This is a genomic window from Collinsella sp. AM18-10 (assembly GCF_003471585.1).
In the GTDB taxonomy this organism is placed as follows: Bacteria; Actinomycetota; Coriobacteriia; order Coriobacteriales; family Coriobacteriaceae; genus Collinsella.
Map to the genome: position 1 here is coordinate 35056 of NZ_QRJO01000004.1, position 14411 is coordinate 49466.

Consider the following 14411-nt stretch of genomic DNA (forward strand, 5'->3'; position numbering starts at 1 on the left):
TGAGAGGAAGCGCTATGGACCGCTCCGAAATCTTCGACAAGATCGCCGAGGTCGCTGCTGACGTTCTGGGCGTCGATGTTGCCGAAATTAGCGATGAGACCACCTTTGACGACCTCGATGCCAACTCGCTCGAGCGCCTGCAACTGGTTACGGCTATCGAGGACGAGTTCAATCTCGAGATCGATGACGAGACCCTGCTCTCGCTCAACTCTGTCGCCGACGCCGTCGACGCGATCGAAAACGCCAGGGAGGCTTAGGTCTTGGCTTTATCCGAACGACTTACGCGCGCCCAGGAGATTCTTGGCCACGAGTTCAATAATAAGGTGCTGCTGCGCGCGGCGCTTACGCATCCCTCGGCAGTCGAGGGCCAGCCGGTTTCTGCCAGCTATGAGCGCCTTGAGTTCTTGGGCGATTCCATTTTGGGCGCCGTCGTCGCCCGTTCGCTCTTTGAGTCCTATCCGGAGTTTGACGAGGGCAAGCTCACGCGCCTGAAGGTGTCGCTTGTCTCGGGCGCCACGCTGTCCGAGGTTTCTCACGAGTTGGGCATCGATGACATCATCATCTTTGGTGCCTCCGAGACCGGTACCGGTGCGCGCGGCCTGCATTCGGCGCTCGAGAACGTCTACGAGTCGCTCGTGGGCGCGCTGTACCTGGACGCCGGCTGGGATGCGGCGGCGGAGTTCATTCACCGTACGCTTAAGCCGCACCTGGCCTCCGAGCGTGCCGAGCACCCCGCGAACCCCAAATCGTTCTTGCAGGAGTGCGTGCAAGCCGACGGTCACGAACCCCCGGCGTATAAGCTCGTTGGCTCCGAGGGCCCGGCGCATGCGCCCACCTTTACCGCCGTGGTGTTGATCGATGGTATTCGCCAGGGTCGCGGCTCCGGCTCCTCAAAGAAGGAAGCCGAGGGAGCCGCTGCACTTGAGGCACTTGACCGCATGGGCTACACCACCAACGGCGTGATTCTCAACAAGAAGCCTGTTTAAGCGAGGAACCGTGTATCTCAAGTCCCTCACGCTCAAAGGGTTCAAGTCGTTTGCCGACCGCGCCCATATGACGTTTGAGCCGGGCCTGACCGTCATCGTCGGTCCCAACGGCTCGGGAAAATCGAACATCTCTGACTCGATTCTGTGGGTCCTGGGCGAGCAGAGCGCCAAGCAGCTGCGCGGCCAGGCCATGGAGGATGTCATCTTCTCGGGCTCGTCAGCGCGCAAGCCGGTGGGTGTCGCCGAGGTCACGCTGGTGCTCGATAACTCGGACCATATGCTGCCCGTCGACTTTGACGAGGTCGCCATCACCCGTCGTATGTATCGCTCGGGCGAAAGCGAGTACCTCATCAACTCGAGTCCGTGCCGCCTGATGGACATTCAGGACATCCTGCACGATTCGGGCTTGGGCAAGGATACGCATTCCATCATCAGCCAGGGCAAGCTCGACGCCATTTTGCAGAGCCGCCCCGAGGAGCGCCGTGCCCTCATCGAGGAGGCCGCCGGCATCTCCAAGCACAAGCGCCGCAAGGAGCGTGCGCTCAAAAAGATTAAATCGATGGACGAGCACCTGACGCGTGCCCGCGACATCAATAAGGAAATTGCCCGTCAGCTGCGACCGCTGGAGCGTCAGGTCGATCGCGCGCGCAAGTATAAAGAGCTGTCCTCGCGCGCGAACGAGCTTACGCAGATGCTGGCCGTCGACGAGCTGCGTTCGCTGCAGTCGCAGTGGAACGACTTGGAGAGCCGCTCCAAGGAAGGTGCCGCCGAGCTGGAGCTTGCGCAGTACCGCTTGGGCGAAAAGGAACGCGAGCTCGAGAAGCTCCAGGTCATGCTCGAGGAAAAGGGCCTGTTTGTGGGCGATCTGGGCGAGCAGCGCCGCCATATGCAAGACGTGGTCGGCCGCATTAACTCCGATATGCGCCTGCTCGAGGAAAAGGGCCACAACATGGTGTCGCGCCTGTCCGACATGCGCGGCCAGATCTCGAGCTCCGAGCATCAGCGTCGTCGCGTGGTAGAGGAGCTCGAGGACGCGCGTGCGCAGCTTGAGGAAGTGACCGGCGCGCACATGCAGGCCCAGGAGGACGTTGACGCCGCTGGTCCTGCCGCCGCTCAGCTCCACGAGCGGCGCGTGACGCTCGACAATCAGATTTCGCAGCTTACGCGTGAGCAACGCGATGTGCAGCGTGTGGCCGATAACGCGGCGCTCGAACTCGCCAAGGTGAAGGACTCGCTGAGCAACGCCGAGGTCGAGGACAACATGTACGCCTCACGCCTGGAGCAGATCGACGAGCAGCTCGAGGAAGTCACGGCCTCACTCGAGAGCCGTCGCGACCGCGCCGAGGAGCTTGAGGGTGCACTCGATCAGGCCCGTCAAGCCCAGATTGATGCGCGCGAGGCTACCGAGGTCGCCCGTGCAGCCCTTAAGGACCTGCGTGCCCGCGAGAGCGAGGCGCGCAACAAACTGTCCGAGGTGCGCTCGGAGCTTGCCAGCCAAAAGAAGCTCGATGCCCGCATGGCTGACAGCTCGCCGCTGGTGAGCCGTCTGATGGGTGCGCTGGGCGACGATGTCTCGGGTCGTCTGGGCGACGTGCTCGAGGCCCCGCGTGAGCTTGAGGGCCTGGTTGAGCAATTGCTCGCCGGCGATATCGATGCGCTGCTGTTCGACGATGCGTCCGCGCTTGAGCGTGCCGGTCGTGCCGCTCTGGACCAGAAGAAGGCCTCGGGCGAGGCGCTGCTGGTCGCGCGCGGTGTGAGCGCCTCCGCTGCCGCTAAGGGCGCTGCCGGTTCCCGCCTGGTCGATCGCCTGTCCGTACGCGCCGGCTATGGCCCGGTTGTCGAGGCGCTGCTCGGCGGCTATTACGTTGTCGACGACTTGGCGGCTGCGCTGGCCGCGCCTGTCGTTGACGGCGTGACTTACGTGACCCCCGATGGCGCCCGCGTTGCCTGCGGCGGCCTGGTGCGTGTGGGGCTCGACGCCGGCGAGGCTTCGGGTGCTTTGGAGCGCAAGCGTCGCATTCGCGAGCTGGAGGGCCTGGAGCCTGATCTGGCTGCTGTGTTTGAGCATGTGTCGGATCAGGTCGTCGAGGCCAATGCGGCCGTCGAAGAGGCGCGTGCCGCTGAGGGCGATGCCGCCGGCGAGATCGCCCGTCTTGAGGGCGAGCGCCGCTCGCTGCTCTCCGAGATTGGCCGCCTGGAGCAAAGCGCCAACAACGCCGAGGTCGAGCGCGTGCGCATCTCCAAGCGCCGCGAGCAGGCCGCCGAGGCCGTTCGCGCTGCGCGCCCGCACGTGGACGAGCTCACCCGTTCGCGGGACGAGGCCCGTGCGCAGGCAAGCGACCTGGGCCTTCAGATTGCCGAGGCCAATGACGAGCTCGACCGCGTTCGCCGTGACGATTCTGAGGCTGCCGGTAAGCTCGCCGATGCCAAGGTCCGCCTAGCCCAGACGAGCGAGCGCCTTCGTTCTCTGAAGGGCCGTGTACCCGATCTGGAGCATCGCCTGGAGGGCATCGACCGCCGTATCCGCGGAACACGCCAGGCTTCGCGCTCACTCGAGCTGCTGCGCCTGCGCGTCGATCCCATGCACGAGCGCTATTCGGCCCTGCTGGAGCGCGCGTCGGATTGGGCAGCGCGTCTGCGTGACCAGGCCTCTCTGGAGGAGGCGGACTCTGCTTCGCTCAAGAAGACCATCGAGGATGCCAAGGCAGAGGTTGCCCGCGCTAAGGAGAAGGTCGATACCGCCACCGCCACGCAAAACGAGTTTAAGGTCGCGCGTGGCAAGCTCGAGGTGCAGGTAGAGGCCGCCATTAAGGCCATTACCGCCGATGGCAACACGGTACTCGAGGAAGCGCTTATGCTTCCTGCGCCCACGGACCGCGATGCCGCCGAGCGCGAGCTCAACCAGCTTGTGCGCCAGATCAACAACCTTGGTCCCGTGAACCAAGTTGCCATGGAGGAGTACGAGCAGCTCAAGCGCCGCGCTGACTACATCGAGGAGCAGCTGGCCGATCTGGAGAGCGCGCGTAAGGCGCTCACCAAGATCACGGTGGCCATTGATCGCAAGATGCGCAAGGCGTTTCTGGTGACGTTTGAGAAGGTCGACGCGAACTTCCGCGAGATCTTCGCTATGCTGTTCCCGGGTGGCCAGGCTCATCTGGAGATGACCGATCCCGAGCATCCGGCCGAGACGGGTATCGAGGTCGTGGCGCAGCCGCGCGGCAAGCGCATCACCAAGATGATGCTCATGTCGGGCGGCGAGAAGAGTCTGACGGCGCTCGCCCTGCTCTTTGCCGTGTATCGCACGCGCACGGTGCCGTTCTATGTGCTGGACGAGGTCGAGGCGGCTCTCGATGACGCTAACCTGTCCAAGCTCATCGGTGCGCTCGACGTGTTACGTTCCGATACGCAGCTCTTGGTTATCTCGCATCAGCGCCGTACTATGGAGGACGCTGACGTTCTCTACGGCGTCTCGATGCAAGCCGACGGCGTCAGTCGCGTCGTCTCGCAAAAACTCGATCGCGAAACCGGAAAGGTCGTGAATGCATAATGGGATTCTTTGACGCTCTCTCGCGCGGACTTGAGCGCAGCCGCGAGGCCCTCAACGAGGTCTTCTACTTTGGCGGCGAGGTCGACGAGGACTTTTGGGAGGACCTTGAGGACACCCTCGTTATGGGTGACATGGGTGCCGAGGTCGCCATTCAGGTCTCCGATGATCTGCGCGAGACGGCCGCCAAGAAGAACCTCAAGACCGCCCCGCAGCTCCGTCGCGCCCTGGCTGAGCAGCTCGAGCAGCATTTTGTGCCCGCCGAGCGCGATCCGTTCTCCGACACGCCGAGCTGCGTGCTGTTTGTAGGCATTAACGGCGCCGGCAAGACCACGACGGTCGGCAAGATCGCGAGCGCCATGGCCGCCCGCGGCAAGAATGTCGTGATCGGTTCTGCCGATACCTTCCGCGCCGCCGCCATCGAGCAGCTCGATGTGTGGGGTCAGCGCGCCGGCGTCCCCGTCATTAAGCGCGATCGCGGCTCCGACCCGGCAAGTGTTTGCTACGACGTGCTCGATGAGGCCGATAAGCGCGGCAGCGACCTGGTGCTGATCGACACCGCCGGCCGCCTGCACACGAGCCCCGAGCTCATGCGCGAGCTTGCCAAGGTGGTTAACGTGACGCGTAAGCGCGCCGCCAATATGGCCGCCGGCCCCATGCCCGTCTCGGTCGTGCTCGTGATCGATGCCGCCACCGGCCAGAACGGTCTGAACCAGGCGCTCGAGTTTAACGAGGCGCTGGGTCTGGACGGTATCATCATGACGAAGCTCGACGGTACGGCAAAGGGCGGCATCGCCATGGCCGTGGCCGAGAAGCTCAAGCTCCCGATTCTGCGCGTGGGCGTGGGCGAGCAGGTCGATGACCTGCAGGAGTTCAATGCCAAAGATTTCTGCCGCGCCCTGGTGGGCGAGTCCAATTAAGGAGTAACCAGTGTTTGATTCTCTGAGCGATCGCCTCAACGACACATTTGACCGCCTGCGCGGCAAGGGTAAGCTGACCGAGGCCGATATCACCTCGGCCATGCGCGACATTCGCATGGCGCTGCTCGAGGCCGACGTTAACTTTAAGGTCGTCAAGGAGTTCGTTGCTAAGACCAAGGAGCGCTGCATGACCGCCGAGGTCATGGAGTCGCTGTCGCCGGCGCAAAACGTCGTCAAGATCGTGCTCGACGAGCTCACCGAGATGCTTGGCTCAACCGAGAGCAAGCTCGTTTTTAGCAACCGCATTCCTAATGTCATCATGCTCGTGGGCCTGCAGGGCTCCGGTAAGACCACGGCTGCCGTAAAGCTTGCCTACCTGCTCAAGAAGCAGGGCCGCTCGCCGCTGCTCGCCGCGTGCGACGTCTACCGTCCCGCTGCTGCCGACCAGCTTGCCACGCTCGGTGGCGAGATCGGCGTGCCGGTCTTCCGCGGTGACGGCGAGCACCCGGTCGACATCGCCAAGGGCGCCATCCAGGAGGCCGTCGACCACCTGCGTGACGTGGTCATCGTCGATACCGCCGGCCGCCTGCAGATCGACGAGCAGATGATGCAGGAGGCCGTCGACATCAAGAAGGCCGTCAAGCCCGACCAGGTGCTGATGGTCGTCGACGCCATGACCGGCCAGGATATCGTCAACGTGGTCTCGACGTTTGCTGAGCGCACCGACTTTGATGGTGTGATTATCTCCAAGCTCGACGGTGACGCCCGTGGCGGTGGCGCGCTTTCGGTGCGTCAGGTGACCGGCAAGCCCATCAAGTTTGTGAGCATGGGCGAGAAACCCGATTCGCTTGAGCCGTTCTATCCCGATCGCATGGCCAAGCGAATCTTGGGCATGGGCGACGTTGTCGGCATCATCGAGAAGGCCCAGGAGGCCGCCGATGCCGAACAGCTCGAGGCTGCCGAGCGCATGCTGCGCGAGGGCTTTACCATGAACGACATGCTCGACCAGATGAAAGCCGTCAAAAAGATGGGCGGCATGAAGGGTATCCTGGGCATGCTCCCCGGTGGCCAGCGCGCGCTCAACCAGATGGGCGGTAACCTGGACGAGGGCATCTTCGACAAGAACGAGGCCATCATCATGTCGATGACCAAGGAGGAGCGTCTGCGTCCCTCCATCATCAACGGCCAGCGTCGCGCGCGTATCGCCAAGGGCGCCGGTGTGACCCCCACCGAGGTCAATAGCCTTATGAAGCAGTGGGGCGAGATGAACAAGATGATGGGCCGCATGCGCACGATGGCCAATCAGGCACAGGCCGGCGGCAAGAAGGGCAAAAAGGGCAAGAAGGGCAAGAAGATGCGCATGCCCAATATTCCCGGTCTGGATGCCATGGGCTTGGGCGGCATGGGCGGCCTGGGAACGGGTGGTCCTAAGTCCGATATGGACCTGCTGCGCCAGATGGAAGCGCAGATGCGCAATAAGAAATAGGGCTGTAATTCCAGCTTGATATGGCAAAGGCCACTCGGAAGCTACCGGGTGGCCTTTGTTGTTGGCTTTGATAGTTGGGCTGCGTTCAGCGTCGCGCCCCGAGCTCGCGGTGCCGTGCCGTTAGTGGCAGCCGCAGCCCTCGTGCTCGTGATGGCCGTGGCAGCTGCAGGACTCGCCATGTTCGTGGGCGTGGTCGTGGTCATGGCCGTGGCAGCCGCACGTGGCCTCGCCGTTCTGTGCGAGCGTTCCGGCGATAAGGGCCTCGACACAAGCGTCGCAGCTGCCCTGAGCTCCTGCGTACACCGTGATGCCGGCTTGGGCAAGCGCGTTGATGGCGCCACCGCCGATGCCGCCGCAGATGAGCGTGTCCACGCCACCGTTGGCGAGCAGGCCCGCAAGGGCACCGTGACCGGTGCCGTCGGTGCCCACGACCTGCTCGTTGAGTACCTTGCCATCCTGAATGTCGTAGATCTTGAACTGCTCGCTGCGGCCAAAGTGCATAAAGATGTTGCCGTTGTCGTACGTGGTTGCCACCCTCATGGTGTCGACCTCCTTTGCTGGCCATGCGGCCGTCGTTGCGGTGATGGGGGAGTACGCGATATTGCCGCCCTCGATGACGAGCGCCCGCCCGTTGACCAACGCGTTTGCCACCTTGCGATGCGCACGGCTGCAAATAGCCGCCACCGTGGCGCGCGCGATACCCATCTGCTGTGCGACTGCCTCTTGGTTAAGGCCTTCCAGGTCGCACAGGCGCAGCGCCTCGAGTTCGTCGACCGTCATGTCGATGGCGTCTCCGCTGGCAAGGCCGTCGGGGGTAAAGCCGCGATATTCGGGGATGATCCCAACACGGCGTAATTTTTCGCGTCTTCCTGCCATACTCTCTCCAAATCTGACATATGTCAGTAATAGGATAGCGTGTATGCGGTTCCGCGCAAGCTTTTTTAACATATGTCAGAAATTCAAAGTTGTTACGTCTGCGATTGTGGGGGTGCTGGCTGCCGTGCATTGCGTGTGCCGACCCAAGTGTCCAATCCGACACTGCGCGCCTGGGCTACAATTAAAATCGCTTATAGGCGACTGACAGGAGGGTCAATGAGCAAGGCTGATCAACAGTTTGTAACCATGTGCCGCGATATTCTGGACCATGGCACCACCACCGAGGGCCAAAAGGTCCGCCCGGTGTGGGAGGACGGCACCCCTGCCTATACCATTAAAAACTTTGGCGTCACGGCCCGCTACGACCTGCGTGAGGAGTTTCCGGCGCTTACCCTGCGTCGCACGGCCCTCAAATCTGCCATGGATGAGATCCTATGGATCTATCAAAAGAAGTCCAATAACGTGCATGACCTCAACAGTCATATTTGGGATGAGTGGGCCGACGAGACCGGCTCCATCGGCAAGGCCTACGGGTATCAGATTGGGCAGAAGAGCCATTATGCCGAGGGTGACTTCGATCAGATGGACCGTGTGCTGTACGACCTCAAGAATACGCCGTACAGCCGCCGCATTATGACGAATACCTACGTGTTTAGCGACCTGTCCGAGATGCACCTGTATCCGTGCGCCTACAGCGTGACGTATAACGTGACGCAGCGCCCGCAGGATGATAAACCGACGCTCAACATGATTCTCAACCAGCGCAGCCAGGACATTTTGGCTGCGAACAACTGGAATGTGTGCCAGTACGCCATTTTGCTGATGATGGTCGCGCAGTCGGTCGATATGATTCCCGGCGAGTTGCTGCATGTGATTGCCGATGCCCACATTTACGACCGTCATGTCGATATCGTCCGGGAGCTTATCGAGCGTCCGCAGTTTGCCGCGCCTAAGGTAACGCTTAACCCCGATGTGCATGACTTCTATGCGTTTACGACCGACGACCTGATTGTCGAGGGCTATGAGCACGGCCCGCAGGTCAAGAACATCCCCATTGCGGTGTAGGTGACGTGCATGACGTGTAAGCTTTCTGCCATTGTCGCCGTGTGCGATGACTGGGGTATTGGGTGCGAGGGCGACATGGTGGTGTCCAACCGTGCCGACATGCGTCATTTTGTGGCGTGCACCAAAGGTTGCCCGGTTATTATGGGGCGCAAGACCCTGCTGAGTTTTCCCGGCGCACGGCCGCTCAAGAATCGTCGCAATATCGTGCTCACGCGCGACGAGGATTTTTCGCCCGAAGGTGTCGACGTGGTGCATAGTATCGGCGAGGCGCTCGCCGCGGTTGCCGATGAGACCGTTGCGTGGGTGATTGGCGGCGGCGAGGTATATCGACAGTTTTTGCCGTATTGCGTGGAGGCCGAGGTTACGCATAACCATTGCGTGCATGACGTGGATACGTATTTTCCCGATTTGGATGCCGATCCCGCGTGGGAGATTGCGCGGCGTGGCGGTGTTGCCACGATTGCCTCGGGCGAGGGCGACGAGGGTGTCGATTATGAGTTCGTAACGTATCGTCGCGTTGAGGCGTAAATCGTCCGGCGTGAACGGTATCATCGGATTGTTTGAATGCATGGGGCGGCGCTTAGCGTCGCCTCGTTTGGTATAGATGCGCTGTAAAGAAAGGTGCGGGCTGGCTGCTATGACTGATGCCGTTGAGGTGCTGCGAATCGATTCGCTCGAGGACGAGCGGCTTGATGCCTACGTGCGACTGACCGAGCGTGAGCTGCGCTGCGTGCTGGAGCCGCAGAAGGGCATTTTTATCGCCGAGAGTGCCAAGGTCATCGAACGTGCGGTTCGCGCCGGATACGAGCCGGTGAGCTTTCTTTTGGGCGAGCGCTGGCTCGACCAAATGATGCCGCTGTTTGAGCGCCTGGCGGTACGCGAGGGCGCGGGTCCGGTTCCCGTGTTCGTTGCCTCGATGGAGCTTATGGAGCGTCTGACGGGTTTTAACGTGACGCGCGGTGCGCTCGCGGCATTTCGTCGCCCGCGACAGATTCCGGTTGATGAGTTCTTGGGCGGCGTCGTCGAGGCGGCGGGGGAGCGCCCGGTGCGCGTGTGCGTGCTCGAGGGCATTGTCGACCATACCAATGTGGGCGCAATATTCCGCTCGGCGGCCGCGCTCAACGTTGACGGCATTTTGGTCAGTCCTACGTGTTGTGATCCGCTGTATCGTCGTTCGGCCCGCGTGAGCATGGGCACGGTGTTCCAGGTGCCCTGGACACGCATTGGCAGCGAAGCGCGCGTATGGCCGCATGATGGGCTGGCGGTGCTACACGATGCCGGCTTTTCGTGTGCCGCTATGGCGTTGACGGATGATTCGGTGTCGCTGGACGATCCCGCGCTCCAGGAGATTGACCGCCTGGCAATCTTTATGGGCACCGAGGGTGCTGGCTTGGGCGCCAAGACCATTGCAGGCTGCGACCGCGCCGTGCGTATTCCGATGGCGCATGGGGTCGATTCACTCAACGTGGCCGCGGCAAGCGCTGTTGCCTTTTGGCAGCTGTGCCCGCATGTGAGCAACGAGTACCACTACCAGCCGGGGCTGTATCACTAGGCAGATAGTTAGCACCGGGCTCTGGTTCGGGGCGTTTCGGCCGACGTCGGTCGGTGCTAAGCTGGTATTGGCTTTGGTCTTAAATTGCCGTTTTGTTGTTTGACGTACGCTGGTGGGGAGGGCGTGTGGCTAAGAAATCTACGGCTATCGATGTAACGCAGGGTGTCATTTGGCAACAGCTGCTGTCGCTGTGCGTCCCTATCTTCTTTAGCTCGTTTTTTCAGCAGGCTTACACGCTTATTGGTACGTATATCGTCGGCCAGTTTGGCGGCAAGCTCGCGCTGGGTGGCATTCAAGCCACGATGGTGCTCACCGAGCTCTGCATTGGCTTTTGCGTTGGCGTTGGCGCTGGCTGCGCGGTCATTACCGGTCAGTATTTTGGTCAGCACGATGATGAGCGATTGAGTCGTTCGGTCCATACGGCCATGACGCTCGCGCTGGTGGGCGGTATCGTTTTCTCGATTCTTGGCATAGTGTTCGTTGAGCCCATGCTGGTACTTATGAACACGCCGCATGAACTATTGGCCGAGGGCGTGGCCTATGCTCGTTGCTATTTTGCCGCCATGGTTGCGGCGCTGCTGCTCAATATGGGAACGGCGCTGCTGCGCGCCGTGGGCGACACACGCGGTCCTGCTGTGATCATTGCTTCCGGCTGCCTTGTTAATGCGGTGCTGGATGTCATCTTCGTTGCCGTGCTTCATATGGAGGCTCTGGGCTGCGGCATCGCGGTGGCGCTGACCATTTGCTCCAACGCCACGATGATCGTGATTCGTATGATGCACGCTCCGGGTGCGTGGCGGCTTTCACTGTCCAAACTCTGCATTGATCCTGGCATTTGTAAGAGCATGATCTCGTGTGGTCTGCCGCTTGGCTTTCAGTCTGCTGCGTATTCGATTTCCAACGTTTTGATTCAGGTGTCGGTCAACTCGTTTGGTGCCGATGTCACCACGGCGTGGGGTCTTTCGGGCCGTTTGGATGGCATTGTCTGGATGGTTACCGAGGCGCTTGGCGTTTCGATCACCACGTTCTCGGCACAGAACTTTGGCGCGCGCAACTACGAGCGCATGCGCAAGGGCTACCATACGTCGCTTGTGCTGTCGTTTATGCTCATTGGTGGCCTGTCTGCCGTGCTACTGGTGTTCTCGGGTCCGTTGTCGCGTCTGTTTGTCGACGATGCTTCGATTTCGGCCTACACCACGACGATTCTTCATTTCATCGCGCCGTTCTACGCGATCTTCTCGATTATCGAAAACGCGTCCGGCTCCATCCGCGGCGCTGGCGTGAGCTTCCAGCCTATGATGCTCACGATTTTTGGCACCGTCGTGCTCCGCGTGGCGTGGGTGTTCGCGATTATGCCGCTCGACCCCTCGCTCGAGCATCTGCTGCTGGTCTACCCCATGACCTGGGTAATCACCGCCGCGATGTTCACCGTCTACCATCACAGCGGCAACTGGCTCGGTCGCGCCACCGCCTAGTCATTGGGGACGTCCCCAATGACTAGTATTCGATGCCCTGGCGGGCTAGGAGGCCTTCGTCGAAGTAGTGTTTGACGGGGCGCATTTCGGTTACTAGGTCGGCAAGGTCTGCGAGGGGCAGCAAGCCGCGGCCGGTGAGCACGAGCTCCGTGGTCGTTGGTTTCATCGCGATCAACGCTTCGACATCTTCACGCGTCACAAAGCCCCGTCGCATGGCTTCTCCCAGCTCATCCAAGATCAGTACGTCGACCTGGCCAATCTGCTCGCGCGCCAGCTCCATAATCTGTGTGGCACAGGTTTCGGGTGTGTCGCGGTCGGCTTGTACAATGCGTAGTCCCAAGCACGGCGCGGCATCATGTTCGGCGCAGTGCAGCTTCTTGGCAAACTGAAGCATGAGCACGTTAAGACCATAACCCGTGGCGCGCAGCGCGAGCCCCAGCGCAGCCGTCGTCTTGCCCTTGCCGTCGCCCGTATAGATTTGAACCTTGCCGACTTCCAGTGATGCCATCTCTGTCCTTTCGTGCCCGGCGTCGGTTTATCGCCGTGTGGGTTGGGTATTCTAGAAAACATTATCAACCCCAGTAGATGGAGTTCAAGCAGATGGAGATGGATGACAACAAACGTAGACGGAATATGATCCTCTACGTGCTCATCGCCTTCGTCGTCTACCTCGTGCTCTCGACCGTTCTGTTCCCCAACATCGGTCACACGCAGCAGATTACGAAGACCGATTACTCGACGTTTGTCAAAGCGCTCGATAAGAAGAGTGTCGACAAGGTTGAGTACAACACAGACGATTACACGATTTATTACACCAAGAAGGGCGAGGACGAGAACATCGCCTACAAGACGACCGGCGTGCCGAATGACGCGGGCTTTACCGATCGCGTGCTTGAATCTGGCGCTTCGCTAGAGTCGGTCGTTCCCGATAAGAACTCGGGTCTGATGACCTACTACCTGCTCACCCTCATTCTTCCCATGGCGATTTTCTTCCTGATCGGCTGGTGGCTCAACCGCCGCATGAAGAAGGCCATGGGTGATGACGGCCCGTCGATGAACTTTGGCGGCGGTGGTTTTGGCGGCGGTGGACTGGGCAAGTCCGGTGCTCGCGTGATTGGCTCCAAGGACGTGGGTGTGACCTTTAAGGACGTCGCCGGTCAGGAAGAGGCCAAGGAATCCCTCAAGGAGGTCGTCGACTTTCTGGAGAAGCCGCAGCGCTACGAGGAGATCGGTGCCAAGCTGCCGCGCGGTGCTCTTCTTGTTGGCCCTCCGGGTACCGGTAAGACCCTGCTTGCCAAGGCCGTTGCCGGCGAGGCGGGCGTTCCGTTCTTTAGTATTTCTGGTTCTGAGTTTGTTGAGATGTTTGTCGGCCGCGGCGCCGCTAAGGTTCGCGACCTGTTTAAGCAGGCCAAGGAAAAGGCCCCGTGCATCGTCTTTATCGACGAGATCGATACCATCGGCAAGAAGCGCGATGGCGGCGGCTTTAGTGGCAACGACGAGCGCGAGCAGACGCTCAATCAGCTGCTGACCGAGATGGATGGATTCGATAACCACAAGGGTATCGTCGTCCTCGCTGCCACGAACCGTCCCGACAGCCTTGACCCGGCCCTGCTGCGCCCCGGCCGCTTTGATCGCCGCATTCCCGTTGAGCTGCCCGACCTGACCGGTCGCAAGAACATCCTCGAGCTGCATGCCAAGAGCGTGAAGACGCAGCCGCCGATCGACCTAACCGCGATTGCCCGCGCCACGCCCGGTGCCTCGGGCGCCGACCTGGCCAACATCATTAACGAGGGCGCCCTGCGTGCCGTCCGCGAGGGTCGCAAGCGCGCCACGCAGGACGACTTTGAGGAGTCGGTGGAGGTCGTCATCGCCGGCCAGCAGCGTAAGTCCACGGTGCTGTCCGACCACGAGAAGCAGGTCGTTTCTTACCACGAGATCGGCCACGCCATCGTTGCCGCCCGCCAGAAGGGCTCCGCGCCGGTCACGAAGATCACCATCGTCCCGCGCACGAGCGGTGCTCTGGGCTACACCATGCAGGTCGAGGAGGATGAGCGCTTCCTGACCACACGCCAGGAGGTCCTGGACAAGCTCGCCGTCTATTGTGGTGGCCGCGCAGCCGAGGAGCTCATCTTTGGTGAGATGACGACCGGTGCTGCCAACGATATCGAGCAGGCCACCAAGCTCGCCCGCAACATGGTGACGCGTTTTGGCATGTCCGACGAGTTTGGCATGATGGCGCTCGGTACCGTGCAGAACGCGTACCTCAACCAGGATACGTCGCTCACCTGCGCCCCCGGCACGGCCGAGCGCGTGGACGCGATTGTCGCCAAGCTGATCGAGGACGCGCATGACCGCGCTCTGCAGATCCTGAAGGAGAACAAGTTTAAGCTCCACGAGCTGGCTCGTTATCTGTACAAGAAGGAGACCATCACGGGTGAGGAGTTTATGAATCTCCTGTCGCGTGAGAATCCGCTGATGCCGAAGCAGCAGTAAAGCTGGTTGCACAG

At 61.1% G+C, this 14411-nt stretch carries 12 protein-coding genes; 10 read left to right on the plus strand and 2 right to left on the minus strand.

What is annotated here, in order from left to right; all coding sequences use genetic code 11:
• Positions 1 to 14 precede the first annotated feature (14 nt).
• The 5 genes from DW211_RS04135 to ffh are packed head-to-tail and all read left to right on the plus strand — an operon-like array spanning position 15 to position 6936.
• Entirely contained in the window at positions 15 to 257 is a 243-nt protein-coding gene (locus DW211_RS04135) for an acyl carrier protein (RefSeq protein ID WP_055309519.1), read from the plus strand.
• A 3-nt stretch (positions 258 to 260) separates the two neighbouring features.
• Positions 261 to 986 carry a ribonuclease III gene (gene rnc / locus DW211_RS04140; protein WP_117637759.1) on the plus strand — a complete coding sequence of 242 codons (726 nt, stop codon included), beginning with the start codon at positions 261 to 263 and terminating at the stop codon, positions 984 to 986.
• Between the two features lie 10 nt (positions 987 to 996).
• On the plus strand, positions 997 to 4533 hold the full coding sequence (gene smc / locus DW211_RS04145; RefSeq protein WP_118259395.1) for a chromosome segregation protein SMC: 3537 nt from the start codon (positions 997 to 999) through the stop codon (positions 4531 to 4533).
• Positions 4533 to 5450, plus strand: coding sequence for a signal recognition particle-docking protein FtsY (gene ftsY, locus DW211_RS04150; RefSeq protein WP_089571706.1), 918 nt, complete (start codon positions 4533 to 4535; stop codon positions 5448 to 5450). The genes smc and ftsY overlap by 1 nt, the downstream gene beginning before the upstream one ends.
• 10 nt (positions 5451 to 5460) lie before the next feature.
• On the plus strand, positions 5461 to 6936 hold the full coding sequence (gene ffh, locus DW211_RS04155; protein ID WP_022093830.1) for a signal recognition particle protein: 1476 nt from the start codon (positions 5461 to 5463) through the stop codon (positions 6934 to 6936).
• A 120-nt stretch (positions 6937 to 7056) separates the two neighbouring features.
• Here ffh and DW211_RS04160 read toward each other — a convergent pair whose 3' ends face one another.
• Positions 7057 to 7812 carry a DUF134 domain-containing protein gene (locus tag DW211_RS04160; RefSeq protein WP_118259397.1) on the minus strand — a complete coding sequence of 252 codons (756 nt, stop codon included), beginning with the start codon at positions 7810 to 7812 and terminating at the stop codon, positions 7057 to 7059.
• Positions 7813 to 8028: 216 nt separating this feature from the next.
• Here DW211_RS04160 and thyA point away from each other — a divergent pair, with 216 nt between their 5' ends.
• The 4 genes from thyA (at position 8029) to DW211_RS04180 (ending at position 11904) form a co-directional block, all read left to right on the plus strand.
• Positions 8029 to 8877, plus strand: coding sequence for a thymidylate synthase (gene thyA / locus DW211_RS04165; protein WP_117629294.1), 849 nt, complete (start codon positions 8029 to 8031; stop codon positions 8875 to 8877).
• A 9-nt stretch (positions 8878 to 8886) separates the two neighbouring features.
• Positions 8887 to 9405, plus strand: a complete 519-nt coding sequence (locus DW211_RS04170) for a dihydrofolate reductase (RefSeq protein ID WP_118259399.1) — start codon at positions 8887 to 8889, stop codon at positions 9403 to 9405.
• 109 nt (positions 9406 to 9514) lie between these two features.
• A complete protein-coding gene (locus tag DW211_RS04175; protein WP_117800951.1) occupies positions 9515 to 10429 on the plus strand; it encodes an RNA methyltransferase in 915 nt (304 codons plus the stop codon).
• A gap of 125 nt (positions 10430 to 10554) precedes the next feature.
• Positions 10555 to 11904 (plus strand): MATE family efflux transporter, encoded by a 1350-nt coding sequence (locus DW211_RS04180; protein WP_117800953.1) that lies wholly within the window; start codon positions 10555 to 10557, stop codon positions 11902 to 11904.
• 22 nt (positions 11905 to 11926) lie between these two features.
• On the opposite strand, the gene DW211_RS04185 is transcribed toward DW211_RS04180, so the two are convergent.
• Positions 11927 to 12412, minus strand: a complete 486-nt coding sequence (locus tag DW211_RS04185; RefSeq protein WP_118259401.1) for a cob(I)yrinic acid a,c-diamide adenosyltransferase — start codon at positions 12410 to 12412, stop codon at positions 11927 to 11929.
• A gap of 92 nt (positions 12413 to 12504) precedes the next feature.
• On the opposite strand from DW211_RS04185, the gene ftsH reads away from it, so the two are divergent.
• Positions 12505 to 14397 (plus strand): ATP-dependent zinc metalloprotease FtsH, encoded by a 1893-nt coding sequence (gene ftsH, locus DW211_RS04190; protein ID WP_199576679.1) that lies wholly within the window; start codon positions 12505 to 12507, stop codon positions 14395 to 14397.
• The last annotated feature ends 14 nt before the right edge of the window (positions 14398 to 14411 follow it).

Excerpts from the sequence above, each read along its gene's own strand:
- DW211_RS04135 (WP_055309519.1), top strand. The coding sequence starts at position 15 with ATGGACCGCTCCGAAATCTTCGACAAGATCGCCGAGGTCGCTGCTGAC.
- ftsY (WP_089571706.1), top strand. The coding sequence starts at position 4,533 with ATGGGATTCTTTGACGCTCTCTCGCGCGGACTTGAGCGCAGCCGCGAG.
- DW211_RS04160 (WP_118259397.1), bottom strand. The coding sequence starts at position 7,812 with ATGGCAGGAAGACGCGAAAAATTACGCCGTGTTGGGATCATCCCCGAA.
- thyA (WP_117629294.1), top strand. The coding sequence starts at position 8,029 with ATGAGCAAGGCTGATCAACAGTTTGTAACCATGTGCCGCGATATTCTG.
- DW211_RS04170 (WP_118259399.1), top strand. The coding sequence starts at position 8,887 with ATGACGTGTAAGCTTTCTGCCATTGTCGCCGTGTGCGATGACTGGGGT.
- DW211_RS04175 (WP_117800951.1), top strand. The coding sequence starts at position 9,515 with ATGACTGATGCCGTTGAGGTGCTGCGAATCGATTCGCTCGAGGACGAG.
- DW211_RS04185 (WP_118259401.1), bottom strand. The coding sequence starts at position 12,412 with ATGGCATCACTGGAAGTCGGCAAGGTTCAAATCTATACGGGCGACGGC.
- ftsH (WP_199576679.1), top strand. The coding sequence starts at position 12,505 with ATGGAGATGGATGACAACAAACGTAGACGGAATATGATCCTCTACGTG.